Below are 18,731 nucleotides of genomic sequence, written 5' to 3'. Positions count from 1 at the left end.
TAACCCCCTCGTGCACAATGAGCCCGACCCCGCCTGGACACCGTCCTGATGTCGAGCAAGCCGTATTCAGAAGCCTGCGAACGTAACCGCGAACCGATCGCCGCTGCGCTCGACCCCTGGATGGGCGACCGCCACCGGGTGCTGGAGATCGGCAGCGGCACCGGCCAGCATGCGGCCTTCTTCGCCGAGCGCTGGCCTTGGCTGCGCTGGCAGCCCAGCGACCATCCGGATCGTCTGCCCGGCATCGAGGCCTGGCGTGCGGAGGCGGCGCTGCTGAACCTGCTGCCGCCGGTGGCGCTTCAGGTCGAGCTGCCGCCGGCGACCGGCCTGAGACTGCAGGAAGGCAGCACGTTCGATGCTGCATTCACTGCCAACACCCTGCACATCATGAGCTGGGAACACGTGCAGGCCCTGTTTGCCGCACTTCCACCCCTGCTGCGCCATGGCGCGCTGCTGGCGGTGTATGGCCCCTTCAATTACGGCGGTCGTTACAGCAGCGACAGCAACGCGCAATTCGATGGCTGGCTGAAAGCGCGTGATCCGCGTAGCGGCATCCGCGATGCCGAAGCCGTGCAGGCGCTGGCGGCGGACAACGGATTCACCCGGTTGGGTGATCTGGCCATGCCGGCCAACAACCGAGTGTTGCTGTGGCGCCTGGGGTGATCAGGCGTCGGGGGCCATGCTGGAAAGGCGGATCGCTGCAGCACGCAGTCCCTTGAAAACAGGTTCGGACACGGTCGAAGGGAAGCCGCTTGGAAGCTGGCGTGTGACGTGTTCGATGGCGGGTTCCACGGAAGCGATCAACGCTTCGATCCATGGCTCTGCGCCATCGGCTACGCCACAGGCGCGTGCGGTTTCGTTCCAGTGCCGGCGTCGCACAAGATGCAGTTTTCGATGGCGGTTCTTGCCCTCTACCGCCATGGCAAGCTGCGCGTTGTGCGGATCGAGTTGATTGGGCCCCCGGCCGAGGATGGGATATACCGACAGCACGTCGTAGACAGGAGTCAGACGGAAACGCCCACCCGCGTCGATGTGGACGCTGAAGTTCTTTGCGTGGCCGTCGGTCGCGGCAAGCATCCAGAACAGGATCTGCGTCTTGAAGAAGGTTGCTCGATCCTCAGGCTGCTCGGATTGCCGAAGCAGATCCATGATGGCCACGATGCCGGGGCCGCCATCGAATTCGTACTTTTGGGCAGCGGGGAGGCCAAAGACCTGACACATATCTTCCTGCGGCAAGCGAAGCCACCACGTGCGATCCGCGGCCAGTCGCCGGTCGAAACGTTCGACGATCAGTGCAGCTTGATCTTCAAAACGCCCCATCTGCGTATCCGCGACGGGAATTCCAAAGGCTGCCAGCAGGTGCATGCACAGCCACTCGTTCTCCACGGACTGGTGCATGTCCGCACGCATGTTGCCGACGATACCCAACGGCAGCTTGAAGATGTGCGTGGACGGCGTACTTCCGGTAGGAATGCACCATTGACCATCGTGCAGCAGCAGGCCGGTCTTTTCCTGCGCTCCAGCGATGGAAATGCGGAACGCATCGTCGCTGGAAGAAGTGCCAGGCAATGCACTTGTTGTGACCTGGCGCAGGACTTCAGCGACGCCTGAGTCATTCAATGGTTCGAACGTTATCCGCTGGATGGCATCCGGTGTGCGCGAATGTGGCAACAGCTGCACCGCGCCCACACAATCCCGGCCAATGGCTTCAAGCAGATCGAACGTATTGCTGCTGCGCGTGGCGAACCGGTCGCGGATCCGGTTGCGGATGGTGACGTTATCGGGGAGAAGATTGTCGAAGTAGTCGTTGACGACCTGACCTTGATGGCTTTCACCGTCGGGCAGCAGGGGGAGCGAAAGGGACAGCGGTCGCGACTGCGTCGAACCAATCCATTGGCTGAGGTAGGAAAGGCGGGATGCCCGGTTCCGCGCATCATCCCAGAGAGCTACCTCGACACCATTCATCCAGACCCGCAACGTACCCATGGCTTACCACTCCGAAGTCGACGTGTTTTCCCGGGGACTTCGCTGCTGCAGGCTGATTTCCAGGCCCAACACGGCCCAGACTCGCATCAATCGCTCGAAGCTGGCAGACGCTGGATCGCGTTCCAATGCGCCGACTGCCTGGCGGGAGATGCCCAGTCGCTCGGCAAGCTGTGCTTGACTCAGCCCGGCCTGGCGTCTGAACGCGCGCATCAGCGGCGCAAGTTGCTGCGGTGTTCTCACCGTATGCGGCGGCCTGTCCATACCGGCAGTCCTCGGGAAAGATGACCGTACGCCATCACGTACGCAAAGGATAGGTTGCTTTACGACACGCAACCTATCTCTTTCCTGCGCCACAGGCAACCTATGGATTGCCTTCTCAAAAGGCAATCAATAGGTTTCTTTTTGTGGTGTGCTACTACGCCACCTGCACGATATGCAGCGCCTTCGGGTTGCGCCACTGCGCCAGCAGCACCGCTTCGCGGGCCTTGGCCTTTTCGAAGTGTGCTTCCTTGACGTGACCGAAGCCGCGGATGTGCTCGGGCACGCTGGCAATCTCCACCGCCAGTGCGAGGCGGTCGTCATCCAGGCCGTCCAGCAATACCTGCACGGTCGCCTCGTAATCGCCGATCAGCTTGCGCTCCATGCGGCGCTCTTCCGTGCGGCCGAACACGTCGAAGCGGCCGCCACGCAGGAACTTCAGCTTGGCCAGCAGGCCGAACGCCTTGAACATCCACGGGCCATATTCCTTCTTCAGCAACCGGCCCTGTTCGTCCTTCTTCGCGAACAGCGGCGGTGCCAGATGGAAGCGCAGCTGGTAATCGCCCTCGAACTGCTGCTGCAGGCGGCGCTGGAAATCGCCGCTGGTGTACAGGCGCGCCACTTCGTATTCGTCCTTGTAGGCCATCAGCTTGAACAGGTAGCGGGCCACGGTTTCGGTCAACGCGGTGGAGCCGCCGATACGTTCGGCTTCAGTCGCGCGCACGCGCTCGACCAGCGTGCGGTAGCGGTTGGCGTAGTCGGCATCCTGATAGTCGGTCAGGAAGGCCGAGCGGCGCTCGATCATCTCGTCCAGCGAGCGCGACAGGCGCGCATCGTCCAACGGCAGGAAGGCGACATCGCCACCGTGCGTCGGCAGCCCACGCAGCTCGCGCTCGTCACCGGTGTTGCGCGGTGCGGCGGTAGCGCCCCACTCGTTGCCTTCCCATTCGCCCGGCGGCAGTGCATGCAGCGGGCCTGGGGTATTTTCGGTGTCGGTATGGCGGTTGCGCACCACGCCTGCCGCCTGCTGCACGGCCTGCGGATCGACCGCGGCCAGGCGGCCCCAGGCAAAGGCCTGCTGGTTCATCGCCACCGCGGCGCCGTTGAGCTCGATGGCACGCATCAGCGACTCGAACGACAGCGGCACCAGGCCCTGCTGCCAGGCGTAGCCGAGGATGAACAGGTTGGCGGCGATCGCATCGCCGAGCAAGGCGGTCGCCAGCTGGGTTGCGTCCAGCAGCAGCGGCTCTTCGCCACCCAGGGCCACGCGCACGCCGGCGATGATGTCGGCGGCGGGGAACTGCATGTCGGGGCGAGTGGTGAACGTGCCCGGCATCGCTTCATAGGTGTTGAGCACCACCTGCGAACGGCCGGCACGCACCTTCGACAGTGCCCAATAATCGTTGACCACCACCATGTCGCAGCCCAGCACCAGGTCGGCTTCGCCTGCGGCGATGCGCACGGCGTGGATATCCTCGGGGCGACGGGCGATGCGGATGTGCGTGGTTACCGCGCCCCCCTTCTGCGCCAGCCCGGTCTGGTCGAGCACCGAGGCGCCCTTGCCCTCAAGGTGACCGGCCATGCCCAGCAGGGCGCCGATGGTCACCACGCCGGTGCCGCCAACGCCGGTGATCAGGATGTTCCAGGGCTGCTCCAAGGTACCGCGCACCACCGGTGCCGGCAGGTTGTCCAGCAGCGTGGAGGCATCGCGCTTGCTGCCCTTGCGCGGTTGGCCACCGTGCACGGTGACGAAGCTCGGGCAGAAGCCGTTGACGCAGGAATAGTCCTTGTTGCAGTTGGACTGGTCGATGTCACGCTTGCGCCCGAACTCGGTTTCCTTCGGCAGCACCGACACGCAGAAGCTCTTCTTGCCGCAGTCGCCACAGCCTTCGCAGACCAGCGAATTGATCATCACCCGCTTCAGCGGATCTTCCAGCTTGCCGCGCTTGCGGCGACGGCGCTTTTCGGTGGCGCAGGTCTGTTCGTAGATCAGGATCGAAACGCCCTTCACTTCGCGCAGGCGCTTCTGCACCGCATCCAGCTCGCTGCGGTCGTGGAACTCCACGTCGCTGGGGAAATGCTCGCGCTGGCGCGTCCACTTGGCGATGTTGTCCGACAGCACCATGATGGTGTGGATGCCCTCGGCGCGCATCTGCCTTGCGATGTCAGGCACGCTGAGCGGGCCGTCCACCGGCTGCCCGCCGGTCATCGCCACCGCGTCGTTGTAGAGGATCTTGTAGGTGATGTTGACGCCGGCCGCGATCGCCTGGCGGATCGCCAGCGATCCGCTGTGGAAATAGGTGCCGTCGCCCAGGTTCTGGAACACGTGCTGGGTATCGGTGAACGCGGCCTGCCCGGCCCACGTCACGCCTTCGCCGCCCATGTGGGTGAAGGTGTCGGTGCTGCGGTCCATCCAGGTCACCATGTAATGGCAACCGATGCCGGCCAGCGCACGCGAGCCTTCCGGCACGGTGGTGGAGGTGTTGTGCGGGCAGCCGGAGCAGTAGTGCGGAACGCGCGGGAAGCTGGCGCGTGGCAACGCAAGCTCGGCTTCCTTTTCCTGCATCCACTGCAGGCGCTGCTCGATGGAGTCGTTGTTGAAGAACTTCTGGATGCGACGACCGATCACGCCGGCGATGGTGGCCGGGGTCAGTTCGCCGGTCGACGGCAGGATCCACTCGCCGGCCTCGTCGTACTTGCCGACGATGGACGGGCGCTGGCCCCAGCTGGCCGGCCAGTTGAAGAACTGCTCCTTCATCTGGCGCTCGATGAAGGCGCGCTTCTCCTCCACCACGATGATGTCTTCCAGGCCCTGCGCGAAGCGCGCGATGCCTTCCGGCTCCAGCGGCCAGGTCATGCCGACCTTGTACACGCGGATGCCGATGTCGGCGCAGGCCTGCTCGTCCAGGCCCAGGTATTCCAGCGCCTGCAGCACGTCCAGGTAGCTCTTGCCGGTGGTGACGATGCCGAGCCGCGCACGCGGTGCGTCCATCACCACCTTGTCGATGCCGTTGGCACGGGCGAAGGCCTGCGCGGCTTTCACCGCGTAGCGGTGCAGGCGCATTTCCTGGTCCAGCGGCGGATCGGGCCAGCGGATGTTGAGGCCGCCAGCGGGCATGTCGAAGTCCTCCGGCAGCACGATGCGCCGGGCCAGCGGATCGACCTCGACCGAGGCCGACGATTCCACCGTCTCGGCGATCGTCTTGAAGCCGACCCAACGCCCGGTGTAACGGCTCATCGCCCAGCCGAGCAGGCCCATGTCGAGGATGTCCTGCACGCCGGCCGGGTTCAGCACCGGCATCATCGCGCTGACGAATTCGTCCTCGCTGCCATGCGGCAGCGTCGAGCTGCGGCAGGCGTGGTCATCGGCGGCCAATGCCAGCACACCACCATGGCGCGAAGTGCCGGCGGCATTGGCGTGCTTGAACACGTCGCCGCAGCGGTCCACGCCCGGGCCCTTGCCGTACCACATGCCGAACACGCCCTGCACGTTGGCGCCGGGGAACAGGTTGGTCTGCTGGGTGCCCCACACCATGGTCGCGCCCAGGTCTTCGTTGAGGCCCGGGGTGAATTTCACCTTGGCCGCTTCCAGGTGCTTGCGCGCACGCCACAGCTCCAGGTCGAAGCCGCCCAGCGGGCTGCCGCGATAGCCACTGATGAAGCCGGCGCTGTCGATGCCGTTGGCTTCATCGCGCAGGCGCTGCATCAGCGGCAGCCGCACCAGCGCCTGCACGCCACTCAGGTAGATCCGTCCTTCGTTGCGGGTGTACTTGTGGTCGAGCGTGTAATCACGGTCGAGCAGGTCGGCGGAGGCGGGTGAGGTGAGTTGCGCGGTACTGGTCATGGCTGGCCTGGTCAGGATCGGCTGGCACCGGCCGCGCAGGTACACGCGGCGGGAAAGGCGCGAATTGTAACAGTGGGGGGCAAAAGCCCCGGCACTCGCGCCAAGGACGTGCTGGGGTTAGGATCGGGGTGAGAGAGGGAGGGTTGGTGTTTCAACCTTGGGGGAATCTGGATGTCAGTTGCAGGACAGTTCCTGGCCGGCGTGTTGCTGGTCTCGGGAGCGGCCACTGCGTGGGCCGCGCCGGCATTGCCGGCACCGCAGGAGTTCTATTTCGACAGCGACGCCGCCGCCGCGCCGATCACGGTGGTGCAGGGTGAAGGCGAAGACCTGGTGGCACAGCTGCTGAAGCACCGCGAGCGTGGCCGCAAGGGGTTGGAAGCTACGGCGCAGCTGGCGTCGGTGGCCATCGCACAGGGGCGCGCGGAGCTGGGGGACAAGCTCTACCACGAGGCACTGGCCGAAGCGCCGGTGCAGAGCGCGCTGGGCCGCAGCGTACGCTGGAACTATGGCTGGGACCTGTTGCGGCAGGGCCAGGCATTGGCGGCGCTGGAGCAGTGGCAGGCCGCTGCCGGCACCCTGCGCAGCAATCCCGGCTGGGTGCCGCCGAGCTATGCGCTGGCGCTGTGGCGGGCCGGCCAGCAGCAGGAGGCGGTGAAGTGGTATGCCGCTGCCGTACGGACGGAGCCGGGGCAATGGCGCGACAGCAGTCGTTACGCGCAGCTGTTGCCGGGCTGGCGCGATGACGAACGCGCGACGTTGGCCGAAGTGCAGCAGGCCTGGGCGGCCGCGCCTCCAGCCTGGCCCTGAGGTTGGGGTTCGGCCGGGTTGCACCCGGCACCCGCAGAGGCAACGGCCAAAGCCAAAGCCAAAGCCAAAGCCAAAGCCAAAGCGGGTTTGCTGGGGGATGGCGGGGCACTGTGGGTTTGCGGGGCCGCCGTAAACCCGTCCATGGGGGCTTGGTCGCGGCATCCATGCCGCTCACACCCCGCAAACCCACAGTGCCCCGCCTTCGACAGGTTTCCGCTGCTGTTGGTAGGTGTCGACCTTGGTCGACACGTACATCCACGCCATGCGTGGATGAATCTGCATTGGAATCGAATGATCGATATCTGATCGGGATGCAGCCGAGCGTGGGCTCGGCGCTACAAAAAGCGGCCAGCCAACCGCTTTTGCTTTTGCTCTTCTTTTTTCTTTTCCGTGGCTGGCCGCCCACGGAAACTGTCCGTGGCCGGGCGGGTAGGCTGCGCAGGGGCGTGAGCCGCATGGATGCGGCGACCGAGCTTACAGGGACGTACTTGCAGCGACCCCTGCGCAGCCTATCCGCCCGGCCAACCCACAGCTGGCGCCTTCAGCGACCATCCACGAGGGGCTTCGCCGTTCGCAGGAAACCCTCAGTCGTCCGCGGACACCGTGCGCCCCGACGCCCACTCCCGCAACGCCGCCACCTGCTCGGCCATCAACACCGACAGCGGCCGCGTCGTGCGAATCTCGCCCATCAGCAGTTCGGTATCCAGTGGCCGGCCTTCGGCATGCGCCGAATACAGTCCCGCCACGATCGCCTGCTCGATTTCCGCGCCGGAAAACCCGTTGGCCGCCGCTGCCAGTGCCGGCAGCGCGAAGTCGTCGGCATTGAGCTGGCGCCGCCCCAGGTGCAGCCGCAGCAGTTCCACGCGCACATCGGCCGAGGGCAGGTCGACGAAGAAGATTTCGTCGAAGCGGCCCTTGCGCAGCAGCTCTGCCGGCAGCTCGTGCACCTGGTTGGCGGTGGCCACGATGAACACCGGCGCCTTGCGCTCGGCCATCCAGGTCAGCAGGTAGCCGAGCACGCGGCGCGACACGCCGCCATCCTCGCTGCCGGTGGCCAGGCCCTTTTCGATCTCATCCATCCACAGCACGCATGGCGCCAGCTGCTCGGCCGAGGCCAGCGCCTGGCGCAGGTTGGCTTCGGTCTCGCCGTGGTACTTGTTGTACAGCGCGCCCACGTCCAGGCGCAGCAGCGGCACGCCAAAGCCGGCGGCGGTGGCCTTGGCCAGCATCGATTTGCCGCAGCCCTGCACGCCCAGCAGCAGCATGCCGCGTGGCGGGTCCAGCCCGGCCGGTGCCGAGCCGGCGATGAAGGCGACGCGACGCTGGTTGATCCAGCGCTTCAGCCGGTTGGCCCCGGCCACGTCGCCGAAGCGCGCGCTGTCGTGCTCGAAGAACAGGTGGCCGCTGCGGTTGAGCAGCTCGAACTTCAGCCGCGCCAACTGTGGCAGGTCGTCGTCGCGCAGCGCGCCATCGGCGTAGATCAGCTGCCGCGCGATGCGCCGCGCATCGACCAGGCTCAGGCCCTGCAGGTTCTTCAGGATCTTCTTGACCGCCTCGCTGTCCACTTCCACCCGCCGCCCGCCGTGTTCGCGTGCATAGGCATCGGCTTCTTCGCGCAGCATCTTCAGCAGTGCATTGGCGTCGGGCAGGCGCGGGTTGAAGCGCACCGCCAGGGCTTCCAGTTCGGCCGGCAGTTCAACCTTGGCGCCGATCAGCACCAGCACGTGCGGTTCGCTGTGGCGGCGCTGGATCAGGTCACGCAGCGCGCGCTGGTGGCTGGCATAGCCCAGGTAAGGGTGGAAATCGAGCAGCAGGTACACCCCGCGCTGGTCGGCCTGGCGGATCATCTGCAGTGCGGCGCTGGCGTCGGGCGGGCCGACCGGCTCGTCCTCGCGCTCCAGGTCGATGCGGCGCAGGCCCTCGGTGATCGACCAGCGGTGCAGGGCCCGCCAGACATGCATCAGCGTCTGCCGGAACAGCTCGACGATGCGACCCTCATCCTGGGTCTCGACCACGATCAACGGCGTGTTGGCGCGGATCAGTGCGCTCAGGTCCTGCAGTTCGCTCATGGCGGTTCGGTCCTTCGGGGGCGCCACGATAGCAAAGGCCGGGGGCACTGGTTCAGCACGGCTCTACCTTCCGTCACCATCGGCGGTGTACGCTCGGGGCACGTACCCGGAAGCGAGGCTGGCATGAAGACGATCCTGGTGGCCGGTTCCAAGGGCGGGGTGGGCAAGACCACCATCGCCACCCACCTGGCCGCGTACGCGGCATTGCAAGGCAAGGCCACGGTGATCGCCGATGCCGACCCGCAGGGCTCCAGCACCCGCTGGGCACAGCGCCGGGCCGGGCTGGAAAGCGCGGTGCTGCCGATCGACGTGTACCGCAAGAAGCAGTGGGCGCAGAAGCTGCCCGACGGTACCGATACTGTGGTGATCGATGCACCGGCTGGCGCACTGGCCGACGATATCCCGCATTTCCTCGACGCTGCCGATGCCGTGGTGGTGCCGGTACTGCCCTCGGCACTGGACATCGAAGCCATCGTCGGCTTCCTCAACAGTCTGGCCCAGGTACCCCGCGTGCACAGCCGCAAGCTGCCGGTCGGGCTGGTGCTGAACCGCACCAAGCCCTGGACCCAGACCTCGCAGCAGGCCCTGCAGATGCTGGCTGACTGGCCGTATCCGGTGGTCGCCCAGCTGCGCGACAGCCAGAGCTATGTGGTCATGACCGGCCTGGGTCGCAGTCTTTTCGATTACCGCTCCGCCCAGGTGCGCGAGCACCAGGCCGACTGGGAACCCCTGTTGTCCTGGCTGAAACTGTAAGAGCCGTAGGTCTCCATCCCTTTATTGGAATCCCGCAATGCGCGAACTGATCCTGCTCCGCCACGCCCACGCCGAACCGGCCACTACCGGCCAGGCCGACCTCGACCGGCCGTTGTCGCCGGTGGGGCTCGCCGAAGCCGAAGCCGCCGGCAAGTGGCTGAAGGAGAACAACCTGCTGCCCGATTGCGTGCTGTGTTCCCCCTCGCGGCGGACCCGCGAAACCCTGGAAGCGGTGATGGCGGCCATCGGCTATGTCGAAAAGCGCCTGGAAGACCGCATCTACGAGGCCACCCCTGGCACCCTGGCCGCGCTGGTGGACGAGCGCCGTGACCTGGACCGGGTGCTGATCGTCGGCCACAACCCCGGGCTGGAGCAGCTGGTGGCGCTGATGACCGATGGCACCAGCAGTGACTACCGCGGCATGCCGCCGGGCGGCGTGGCCGTGCTCGGTTTCGCCCGCGAGGCAACGATCGAGCCGGGCGTGGCCAGCCTGAACGCCTTCTGGTGGCCGTGAGCCGATGAGGGTGGCGCTGCCGGGCCGCTGCCTGCTGCCAGTCGTTCTGGCGATCGGCCCGGCCTGGGCCGCCGCACCGCCACCGACCGCGCTGCCGGCGGTCGTGGCCGAGTCGCCGCGTACGCTGCAGCTGGATGTGGTGCGCTCGCAGATCGGTTTCGAAGTCCGCACCCGCTTCGGCCAGCGCATCGAGGGCGTGTTCCCGCGTTTCGAGGGGCGCATCGAGGTGCTGTCCGATGGCCGTCACCAGGTCCACCTGAAGATGTTCACCCGCACCGTGGAGATCCCCGGCAAGGAACGCTACACCGGTTGGATGCGCGGCCCCGAGTTCTTCGACGCCGGTCGTTACCCCTTCGTCGAGTTCGACTCGCTGCCGTACTGGCCGGAGACGGTCGCCGATGGTGGCGGCATCGATGGCCGGCTGACCCTGCGCGGCGTCAGCCATCCGGAGACGCTCAAGGTCGAGAAGGCGGAATGTGCCCGACCCGGCTATGATTGCGACGTCGTCAGCCGCGGTACCGTGCAGCGAGGCCGGTACGGCATGGACAGCTGGCAGCTTGCCTTGAGTGATCGAGTGACTTTCGTATTGCGTGCACGTCTCAGCGAGGCGTCGAAACCGTGAATCCATTGCTGCGTGTACTGGTGCTGGCAACCGTGTTGCTGGGCAGCGGCTGCGCGTCGCTGTCGCATGCCCAGCGTGATCGCGCCGAGGCGATCGCCGTGCAGGCGCGCTCGACCCAGGTGGATTGCCAGCAGGCCGACCGTTGCGCGCTGGACTCACCCCTGCGGGCCCTGGCCGGCCGGGCGTTCAGCGAATCGACCCCGGAACAGCCGCGGCACTACGCCACCCTGCTGGACGAGGGCGAAGGCGCGCTGGTCGCGCGCCTGAACCTGCTGCGCAGCGCCACCCGCAGCATCGACCTGCAGACCTACATCTTCGACAAGGACGACAGCGCGCGCCTGGTCATCGACGAGCTGCTGGCGGCGTCGCGGCGCGGGGTGAAGGTAAGGCTGCTGATCGACCAGCTTTCAGCGATCTCCGACCTGCAGATCCTTGGCGCACTGGCCGGTGCCCACCAGAACTTCCAGCTGCGGGTCTACAACCCGACCTTCGGCAAGGCCCGGCTGAACTATTTCGACTATGCCGGCAGCGTGCTGTGCTGCTTCCGTCGCTTCAACCAGCGCATGCACAACAAGCTGCTGGTGGTTGACGATGCGATCGGCGTGGTCGGTGGGCGCAACTACCAGGACGACTATTACGACTGGGACCGCGAGTACAACTTCCGCGACCGGGACGTGCTGATCGCCGGCCCCGAAGCACGCGCGATGGCCGCCAACTTCGATGCCTTCTGGCGTGCGCAGCGCAGCGTGCCGGCCGAGCGCCTGAACGATGTCGGCCGTACCCTGCTCAAGCAGGGCGTGCCGGTGCTGCCGCCCGCACAGTTCCGCAGGCCCGAGCGGGTGGAGCGGGTCAGCGAGGAAGCCAACGACGTCGCCTTCGTCACCCGCTCGTTCGTGGACACCGCCTTGCCGGTCGCCTCGGTGCGCTATGTGGCCGATCTGCCGCGCAAGCATCGCCGCGAGCGCGCCGACGCACCCCTGGCCGGGCAGCACGTCACCGAGCCGCAGCTGGATGCACTGATCTCCAGTGCGCAGCACGAAGTGATCCTGCAGACGCCCTACCTGGTGCTGTCCAAGCCGGCACAGAAGCTGTTCCGCGAGCTGCGCAAGCGCCCGCAGCCACCGCGTGTGGTCGTTTCCAGCAACAGCCTGGCCGCCACCGACAACCCGATCGTGTATGCGCTGTCGTACAAGTACAAGCGGCGCAACATGCGCGAGCTTGGCTTCAACATTTTTGAATTCAAGCCGTTCCCGCTGGATGCTCCGGTCGATTACCGCAACCTGCTGCCCGACCCGATCGCGGCGCCGGGCAGCGATACCGGCCGCAATCCGCTGATCGGTGGCAGCGCGGCGGGCAGCAACGCCGGTGGCGGCGGTGGTGGTGGTGATGTGGTGGCCGCTGCGGAAGCAGGCGACCCGCAGCCGCGGGTGATCCACCCGCGTACCGGCAGTGCATATGAGAATGCCCGTGCGCGCCGGCGTGCCGCCGGCAGCGAAGTGGAAACCCGCCTGCTGCGGACCGAAACGCGTCCGTCGTTCCTGGGCAGCAAGGCGGTCAACAAACCGCTGCCGGTCACCCGAAAGGGCGCGCGCATGGGCCTGCATGCCAAATCGCTGGTGGTCGACCGCCGCATCGGCGTGGTCGGTACCCACAACTTCGATCCGCGCAGCGAGAACTACAACACCGAAGGGGCGGTGATCATCGACGATCCGGCCTTCGCCGAGCAGCTGGCCCAGAGCATCCTGCGCGATACCCATCCGCAGAACTCCTGGACGGTGGCGCCGCGTGCCAAGCCGCCGGTCCTGTCCGGCCTGAACTACAGCGTTGGCAAGGCCTCCGAGGCGCTGCCGATTCTCGACTTCTGGCCATGGCGCTACGCCACCGACTACGAGTTCAAGCCGGGCCCGGACTGCCCGCAGCCACTGCCGCGGCAGAGCGCCGATTTCCACCGCTGCTATGTCGCGGTGGGCGACTTCCCCGAGGTCAACGTCGGGCCGAAGTGGCTGCTGGTGCGCATGCTGACCGCATTCGGCGCCGGCCTCGTCCCCATCCTCTGAAGGTAGCCGCATGACCCAGGTATTCCGCGAAGCCGTTTCCATCGAGCAGCTCAACGCACTCAGCCAGAACACCGCCATCAGCACCCTGGGCATCGTCTTCAGCGCCGCTGGCGAGGACTGGCTGCAGGCGACCATGCCGGTGGACGAGCGCACCCGCCAGCCGTACGGCATCCTGCACGGCGGTGCCTCGGTGGTGCTGGCTGAAACCCTGGGCAGCAGCGCCGGCAACCTCTGCGTGGATACCGCCAAGCAGATCTGCGTGGGCCTGGAGATCAACGCCAACCACGTACGCGCCGTGCGTTCGGGCACGGTCACCGGCACCGCGCGCGCGGTGCACGTGGGCCGCAGCACCCAGCTTTGGGAAATCCGCATCGAGGACGAGCAGGGCCGGCTGGTCTGCATTTCGCGGTTGACCCTGGCCGTGGTGGCGGCCGGGCACGGTTGAGCCCTGGCGGCAGCAGTGACGGCGGCGGAACCCAGCGTTCCCCGCCGATGGCCGCCGTCAATGAGACTTATGGCCGAATTCGGCTGGCAGCGATGGCAGCCCTCCGGTATCGTGCGCGGATGACTTCCCCCACTCCGGCCCCCCGCGGCGGCGTGGCGCGTGTGTGCCGTTACCTGTACCGCGTACCGCTGCTGTTGGTCCACATCACCGTGTTCCTGCCGCTGATCCTGATCGGCATGCTTCCGCCGTGGGGCGAGCTGCGCGTGGGCGACGATACCTTCGGCGCCAAAGTGGTGAACTGGTGGCAGGGCGGGCTGATGTGGATCTTCGGCTTCCGCCTGTCGCGTGTCGGCCAGCCGCTGCCGGGCGCGGTGCTGTTCGTCGCCAACCATGTCAGCTGGGTCGATATCTCCATCCTGCACAGCCAGCGCATGATGGGCTTTGTCGCCAAGCGCGAGATCGCCAGTTGGCCGGTGGTCGGTTGGCTCGCCGCGCGCGGCCAGACCATTTTCCACCAGCGTGGCAACACTGAATCGCTGGGCGGGGTGATGCAGGTGATGGCCGACCGCCTGCGCGCCGGCAAGGCCGTGGGCGTGTTCCCGGAAGGGCGTACCCGCGGCGGCCACGACGTTGGCCCGTTCCACGCACGCATTTTCCAGGCGGCAGTCGAAACCAGCGTGCCGGTGCAGCCGGTGGCGCTGGTCTATGGCGTGCGCGGTGATGCACAGACCATCGTGGCCTTCGGCCCGGGCGAGAGTTTCTTCGCCAATTTCCTGCGCCTGCTCGGTGAGCCGGCGCGGCATACCGAAGTGCATTTCCTGGAGCCGATCGGCACCCAGGACCTGGAAGGCCGTCGGCGCATCGCGGAAACCTCGCGCGCGCGCATCGTGGCGGCTATGAGCGGGGACTGAGGCCATGGTGGCCGTTTTTCCGCCACCGACCCTCGACGCTGATGCGCCGATGCTCACCGCGTCCGACTATCAGCCGCCGCGCTGGCTGCGCAATCCGCACCTGCAGTCGATGCTCAGTTCCAGCCGCATGCGCCTGCAGCGCGGGCTGCTGCTGCTGGCCGCCACCGGCGCGGTCAGCGAGGAGCTGATCCTCGATGGCGGTGAGGGTGTACGCCTGCAGGGCTGGCACAGCCATGTCGAAGGGCGCGAACCGCGCGGCATCGCCCTGTTGCTGCACGGCTGGGAAGGCAGCGCCGAATCCAGCTACATGCGCATGGCCGCTGCCCGCATGCTGGAGCAGGGGTTCGACGTGGTGCGGCTGAACTTCCGCGACCACGGCAACACCCATCACCTCAATCCCGGCATCTTCCACTCCAACCTCATCGACGAAGTGGTGCATGCCGCTGGCGATGTCGCCCAGCGCTGGCCCGATCTGCCGCTGGTTGCGGCCGGCTACTCGCTGGGTGGCAACTTCGTGCTGCGGCTGGCCCTGCGCGCGCCGGCCGCGGGCGTGCCGCTGCAGCACGTGGCCGCCGTCTGCCCGGTGCTGGACCCGGGGCTGACCATGGAGAACATCGAGAACGGCCCGGCGATGTACGACTGGTATTTCCGCCGCAAGTGGGCCGGCTCGCTGCGTCGCAAGCGCGATCTGTTCCCCGAACTGAGCGACTGCGACGACCGCGTGCTGAACATGGACATCCGTTCGCTGACCGCCTGGCTGGTCGAACGGCACACCACGTTCGGTTCGTTGCAGGCCTATTTCGATGGCTATTCCATCGCCGGCAACCGCCTGTCCACGCTGCAGGTACCTGCCGACATCCTGATGGCGCAGGACGATCCGGTGATCCCCTACGCGACCTTCCGCGATTGGCAGCTGCCGCAGCAGGCGCGGCTGGAAACCGCCTGCTGGGGCGGCCACTGTGGCTTCCTGGAAAACTGGCGCGGCGATGGTTTCTCCGAACGCTGGGTCGCACAGCGTCTGCGGCGGGTCCTGCCGGGCTGAACCGGCACCGGCGCGCGGCCCGCTACAATGCGGGTTTGACCTTGAACCGGACGGCCATGCAAGACCAGATCCTCCAAGCGTTGCGCCAGAACGATGCCGGCCAGGCCGTGCAGCTGGCCCAGGCGTGGACCCGTGACGAACCCGGCAAGGCCGAGGCCCACCGCTGGCTGGCGCTTGCGCTGCAGCAGCAGGGCCAGGCCGAGGCCGCAATGGAGGCGCTGCAGCAGGCGCTGCAGCTGGCGCCCGATGACGCGCAGCTGCACCTGCAGCACGCCGGCCTGCTGCTGGCACTGCGCCAGTTCGACGGCGCCGATGAAGCCCTGCTGCGTACCACCGGGCTGGACCCCAACGCCTTCCCCGCCTACCTGATGCAGGCGCACCTGGCGGTGGGCCGCAACGATTTCGACGAGGCCCAGCGGCTGTCGACCCTCGCATCGCGGCTGGAGCCGGACCATCCGGAACTGCTGACCATCGATGGCATGGTCGCGCTGCGTCGTGGCGACGCCGACCGCGCGCTGGCCCTGCTGTCGGCGGCCAGCCAGGCGCTGCCGGACGATACCCGCGTGCTGTACGCACTGGGCTTTGCCTATCTGGGCAAGGACATGCTGGCGTTCGCCGAGCAGGCGTTCCGTCGCGTACTCGCGTTGAACCCGAAGATGTCTTCGCTGCACGGCATGGTGGTGCAGCTGGCATTGCGCCAGGGCAACGTCGAGGCCGCCGCCGAGGCAATGCAGCAGGCGCTGCAGCAGCCGGAGCTGGACGTGCCGCCGATGCGCCGCCTGGCCGGCGAGCTGGCACTGCGCAGTGGCCAGCCGCTGCAGGCGCTGGAGCATCTGCTGCCGCTGCTGCAATCGCTGCAGGGTGAGCGCCAGGTGCTGCAGCTGCTGCTGATGTCCTGGCAGCGCCTGGGCCGCGAAGATGAAGCCCGTGCACGCCTGGATGACGCGCTGGAAAGCAATGACCAGCTGCATGACCTGTGGCTGGCACGACTGGCTGTGGAAGACGTCGGCAGTGCCGGCGCCGTGGCCGTCGTGGAGCGCTGGATGGCAGCGATGCCCGGCCACCTGCCGGCGCTGGAAGCGCGCATGCGCCTGCATGACATGGCCGGTGAACACGAGCAGGGCGAAGCCATCGCCGAGCGCATCACCACCCTGGAACCGGGCCGCGTCAGCGGTGAAAGCCGTCGTGTCGAGGCTCTGCTGCAGCGTGACCCGGCCGCCGCCGTGGAGCGCGTGCAGGCCTTGATCGCGCAGGCACCGGAGGGACACCGCGCCGATCTGCGGACCTGGCTGGGCGAGATCCAGGATCGCGCCGGGCAGCCGGATGAAGCGCTGCGTACGTGGATGGCGCTGCAGACCGACCAGGCCTCGCAGCGGCTGCCGCTGCCGCCGCAGGCCAAGGCACCGCCAAGCTGGCCGGAGATGGCCAGCATCGACGAAGCAACGCGCGACAGCGGCTCGGCACCGATCTTCCTGTGGGGCGCCCCGGGTTCGGGGGTGGAGCGGGTGGCAACCGGCCTGGCCGCTGCCAGCCCGGTACTGCGCAGCGACCGTTACACCGCCAATCCACCCGACGATGCCTTCCAGAACTACAACACGCTGCAGGACCTGGCGTCGGGCGTGTTGAGCCCGGAACGCCTGGTCGAGCGCTGGCGCGAACACCTGCCGGCGCGCGGCCTGGAAAGTGACACCGTGATCGACTGGCTGCTGTGGTGGGACAACGCGCTGTTGTGGGCATTGCGCCCGCAGCTGCCGCAGGGCCGCCTGCTGCTGGTGCTGCGCGACCCGCGCGACATGCTGCTGGACTGGATCGCCTATGGTGCCGCTGCACCGCTGGCGATGACTTCGATGGCCGAAGCCAGCCAATGGCTGGTGCGTTCGCTGACCCAGATCGCCGCGCTGCACGAGGAGGATCTGTATCCGCACGTGCTGCTGCGCATCGACGAGATCGGCAACGATGCACATGCGATGGCCGACCTGCTGGGGCGCGTGTTCGGACGTCCGATGCCGCCGGCTGCACAGCTGGGCGCGCCGCGCCTGCCTGCCGGCCACTGGCGCAAGTATCGCGACGTGATGGGCGCCGCCTTCGCCCAGCTCACCCCGGTCGCGGTGCGATTGGGTTACCCGGAAGAGTGAGGAGCATCAGATGCAACTGAGCAGTCACAGCCTGGTCAACGCCGCGCCGATCGACCGTGAGTTCGCCGCCGGCGATGCCGCCGGCTTCGCCCCCGACCGCAACCCGCACCTGGCCTGGAGCGGCGTGCCCGACGGCACCCGCTCGTTCCTGCTGGTATGCGTGGACCCGGACGTACCGACAGTGCCGGAGACGGTTGGCCGCGATGACATGAGCGTGCCGCGCGATCAGCCGCGCGGCGATTTCGTGCACTGGGTGATGGCCGATATCCCGGCCTCGGTGCAGGAGATCGCCGCGGGCAGCTGCAGCGATGGCTTCGTGGTAAAGGGCAAGATCGCGCCGGCCGGCCCGGCCGGCAGCCGCCAGGGCCTGAACGACTTCACCGGCTGGTTCGCCGGCAATCCGGACATGGCCGGTGACTACCTCGGCTACGACGGCCCGTACCCGCCGTTCAACGACGAGCGCGTGCATCGTTACTTCTTCCGCGTGTTCGCGCTGGATGTGGCCTCGTTGCCGCTGCCGGAGCGCTTCACCGCCGCCGATGCGTTCCGTGCCATGCACGGCCACGTACTGTCCGAAGCGGCGTTGCACGGTACCTACACGTTGAATCCTGCGCTGGGTTGAGCGCGTCTGCAGGGCCGGGCCAAACCCGACTTTGCTTTCTGTAGCCATGCTCGCCTGCTTTTCGCCCAGTCGAGCATGGCTGGCCTCTTCAAAGGCCCGATCGAGCCGGCTCGACCTTGCCGGCTGCACTTCTCATCTGTTTTTCAGTGGCACCGGCGCGAACACCAGCGTGTCGCCACGTGCGGTATGCAGGGTCAACGGCCCCGCGCTACCCATGACCAGTGTGGAGGTCCCCAGAATCCTGCGCTTGGCTTCGGTTTCCTGTTCGCCTTTGGCACCGAAGCATCCCTTCAGGTTCTGTACCATGCTGCCCAACGTGAGCTGGCTGTCTTTCAACGTGTATGGGCCGCCCATGCCGTTGCACAGGTTCAGCATGTTGGCACTGGTGCCGCGGAACAACATACCGACGGGCGGATCACTGGCGATGAACAGTGCATCCAGGCGCTTGCCGTTGCCGTCGACTGCGTGGGTGAGATGCCACTCGTATGCCTGCAGGCGTTGCAGATCGCTGGCATCACTGGCTGCCGCGAGGCCGGCAGGCGTTGTGGCCAGCAGGAGCGCGAAAATGCGGGAAAGAATCATGCCTGTCTCCTTGGCGGTTGGGTATGTAGAGTCGAGCCATGCTGGACTGCCTTCTGCCCAGCCGAGCATGGCTCGACTTCAAGG

At 66.9% G+C, this 18,731-nt stretch carries 16 protein-coding genes; 11 read left to right on the top strand and 5 right to left on the bottom strand.

Annotation, left to right across the window (positions count from 1 at the left end; all coding sequences use genetic code 11):
• Positions 1-48 precede the first annotated feature (48 nt).
• Positions 49-663, top strand: coding sequence for a DUF938 domain-containing protein (locus GIW57_RS05795; protein ID WP_236509417.1), 615 nt, complete (start codon positions 49-51; stop codon positions 661-663).
• Here the strand turns inward: GIW57_RS05795 and GIW57_RS05790 are convergent, their stop codons facing one another.
• The 3 genes from GIW57_RS05790 to GIW57_RS05780 all read right to left on the bottom strand — a co-directional run bounded on the left by GIW57_RS05790 (position 664) and on the right by GIW57_RS05780 (position 6,088).
• A complete protein-coding gene (locus GIW57_RS05790) occupies positions 664-1,986 on the bottom strand; it encodes a type II toxin-antitoxin system HipA family toxin (RefSeq protein WP_236509416.1) in 1,323 nt (440 codons plus the stop codon).
• A 3-nt stretch (positions 1,987-1,989) separates the two neighbouring features.
• Positions 1,990-2,247 (bottom strand): helix-turn-helix transcriptional regulator, encoded by a 258-nt coding sequence (locus GIW57_RS05785; protein WP_089241740.1) that lies wholly within the window; start codon positions 2,245-2,247, stop codon positions 1,990-1,992.
• A gap of 154 nt (positions 2,248-2,401) precedes the next feature.
• Entirely contained in the window at positions 2,402-6,088 is a 3,687-nt protein-coding gene (locus tag GIW57_RS05780) for an indolepyruvate ferredoxin oxidoreductase family protein (protein ID WP_236509415.1), read from the bottom strand.
• Positions 6,089-6,259: 171 nt separating this feature from the next.
• Here GIW57_RS05780 and GIW57_RS05775 point away from each other — a divergent pair, with 171 nt between their 5' ends.
• On the top strand, positions 6,260-6,895 hold the full coding sequence (locus GIW57_RS05775) for a hypothetical protein (RefSeq protein WP_100461791.1): 636 nt from the start codon (positions 6,260-6,262) through the stop codon (positions 6,893-6,895).
• Between the two features lie 584 nt (positions 6,896-7,479).
• Here the strand turns inward: GIW57_RS05775 and GIW57_RS05770 are convergent.
• The gene (locus tag GIW57_RS05770; RefSeq protein ID WP_099819503.1) at positions 7,480-8,964 is read right to left on the bottom strand and encodes an AAA family ATPase; all 1,485 of its coding nucleotides are present in this window, start codon (positions 8,962-8,964) and stop codon (positions 7,480-7,482) included.
• Positions 8,965-9,087: 123 nt separating this feature from the next.
• Between GIW57_RS05770 and GIW57_RS05765 the strand changes: the two genes are divergently transcribed.
• From GIW57_RS05765 to GIW57_RS05725, 9 genes are all read left to right on the top strand, one after another.
• On the top strand, positions 9,088-9,717 hold the full coding sequence (locus tag GIW57_RS05765; RefSeq protein ID WP_025875994.1) for a ParA family protein: 630 nt from the start codon (positions 9,088-9,090) through the stop codon (positions 9,715-9,717).
• Between the two features lie 37 nt (positions 9,718-9,754).
• Positions 9,755-10,231, top strand: a complete 477-nt coding sequence (locus GIW57_RS05760) for a histidine phosphatase family protein (protein ID WP_032977995.1) — start codon at positions 9,755-9,757, stop codon at positions 10,229-10,231.
• 4 nt (positions 10,232-10,235) lie between these two features.
• Entirely contained in the window at positions 10,236-10,853 is a 618-nt protein-coding gene (locus GIW57_RS05755) for a YceI family protein (protein ID WP_236509414.1), read from the top strand.
• Positions 10,850-12,910: a phospholipase D family protein gene (locus tag GIW57_RS05750; protein WP_236509413.1), complete on the top strand. Its 2,061-nt coding sequence runs from the start codon at positions 10,850-10,852 to the stop codon at positions 12,908-12,910. Before GIW57_RS05755 ends, GIW57_RS05750 begins: the two co-directional genes overlap by 4 nt.
• Positions 12,911-12,920: 10 nt before the next feature.
• Positions 12,921-13,355 carry a hotdog fold thioesterase gene (locus GIW57_RS05745; RefSeq protein WP_089241726.1) on the top strand — a complete coding sequence of 145 codons (435 nt, stop codon included), beginning with the start codon at positions 12,921-12,923 and terminating at the stop codon, positions 13,353-13,355.
• Positions 13,356-13,474: 119 nt separating this feature from the next.
• A complete protein-coding gene (locus GIW57_RS05740; protein WP_089241724.1) occupies positions 13,475-14,266 on the top strand; it encodes a lysophospholipid acyltransferase family protein in 792 nt (263 codons plus the stop codon).
• Positions 14,267-14,273: 7 nt separating this feature from the next.
• Complete coding sequence (locus GIW57_RS05735) at positions 14,274-15,308, top strand: alpha/beta fold hydrolase (RefSeq protein WP_100554514.1); 1,035 nt, start codon at positions 14,274-14,276, stop codon at positions 15,306-15,308.
• A gap of 56 nt (positions 15,309-15,364) precedes the next feature.
• On the top strand, positions 15,365-17,443 hold the full coding sequence (locus GIW57_RS05730) for a tetratricopeptide repeat protein (protein WP_236509412.1): 2,079 nt from the start codon (positions 15,365-15,367) through the stop codon (positions 17,441-17,443).
• Positions 17,444-17,453: 10 nt separating this feature from the next.
• On the top strand, positions 17,454-18,065 hold the full coding sequence (locus GIW57_RS05725) for a YbhB/YbcL family Raf kinase inhibitor-like protein (RefSeq protein ID WP_236509411.1): 612 nt from the start codon (positions 17,454-17,456) through the stop codon (positions 18,063-18,065).
• Positions 18,066-18,197: 132 nt separating this feature from the next.
• Here GIW57_RS05725 and GIW57_RS05720 read toward each other — a convergent pair whose 3' ends face one another.
• A complete protein-coding gene (locus GIW57_RS05720; protein WP_236509410.1) occupies positions 18,198-18,716 on the bottom strand; it encodes an META domain-containing protein in 519 nt (172 codons plus the stop codon).
• Positions 18,717-18,731 lie beyond the last annotated feature (15 nt).

It is taken from the genome of Stenotrophomonas sp. PA-6-5C, assembly GCF_021605635.1.
GTDB lineage: Bacteria > Pseudomonadota > Gammaproteobacteria > Xanthomonadales > Xanthomonadaceae > Stenotrophomonas > Stenotrophomonas lactitubi.
This window is presented reverse-complemented; position numbering and strand designations above follow the sequence as displayed.

Excerpts from the sequence above, each read along its gene's own strand:
- GIW57_RS05795 (WP_236509417.1), top strand. The coding sequence starts at position 49 with ATGTCGAGCAAGCCGTATTCAGAAGCCTGCGAACGTAACCGCGAACCG.
- GIW57_RS05790 (WP_236509416.1), bottom strand. The coding sequence starts at position 1,986 with ATGGGTACGTTGCGGGTCTGGATGAATGGTGTCGAGGTAGCTCTCTGG.
- GIW57_RS05785 (WP_089241740.1), bottom strand. The coding sequence starts at position 2,247 with ATGGACAGGCCGCCGCATACGGTGAGAACACCGCAGCAACTTGCGCCG.
- GIW57_RS05780 (WP_236509415.1), bottom strand. The coding sequence starts at position 6,088 with ATGACCAGTACCGCGCAACTCACCTCACCCGCCTCCGCCGACCTGCTC.
- GIW57_RS05775 (WP_100461791.1), top strand. The coding sequence starts at position 6,260 with ATGTCAGTTGCAGGACAGTTCCTGGCCGGCGTGTTGCTGGTCTCGGGA.
- GIW57_RS05770 (WP_099819503.1), bottom strand. The coding sequence starts at position 8,964 with ATGAGCGAACTGCAGGACCTGAGCGCACTGATCCGCGCCAACACGCCG.
- GIW57_RS05765 (WP_025875994.1), top strand. The coding sequence starts at position 9,088 with ATGAAGACGATCCTGGTGGCCGGTTCCAAGGGCGGGGTGGGCAAGACC.
- GIW57_RS05760 (WP_032977995.1), top strand. The coding sequence starts at position 9,755 with ATGCGCGAACTGATCCTGCTCCGCCACGCCCACGCCGAACCGGCCACT.
- GIW57_RS05755 (WP_236509414.1), top strand. The coding sequence starts at position 10,236 with ATGAGGGTGGCGCTGCCGGGCCGCTGCCTGCTGCCAGTCGTTCTGGCG.
- GIW57_RS05745 (WP_089241726.1), top strand. The coding sequence starts at position 12,921 with ATGACCCAGGTATTCCGCGAAGCCGTTTCCATCGAGCAGCTCAACGCA.
- GIW57_RS05740 (WP_089241724.1), top strand. The coding sequence starts at position 13,475 with ATGACTTCCCCCACTCCGGCCCCCCGCGGCGGCGTGGCGCGTGTGTGC.
- GIW57_RS05730 (WP_236509412.1), top strand. The coding sequence starts at position 15,365 with ATGCAAGACCAGATCCTCCAAGCGTTGCGCCAGAACGATGCCGGCCAG.
- GIW57_RS05725 (WP_236509411.1), top strand. The coding sequence starts at position 17,454 with ATGCAACTGAGCAGTCACAGCCTGGTCAACGCCGCGCCGATCGACCGT.
- GIW57_RS05720 (WP_236509410.1), bottom strand. The coding sequence starts at position 18,716 with ATGCTCGGCTGGGCAGAAGGCAGTCCAGCATGGCTCGACTCTACATAC.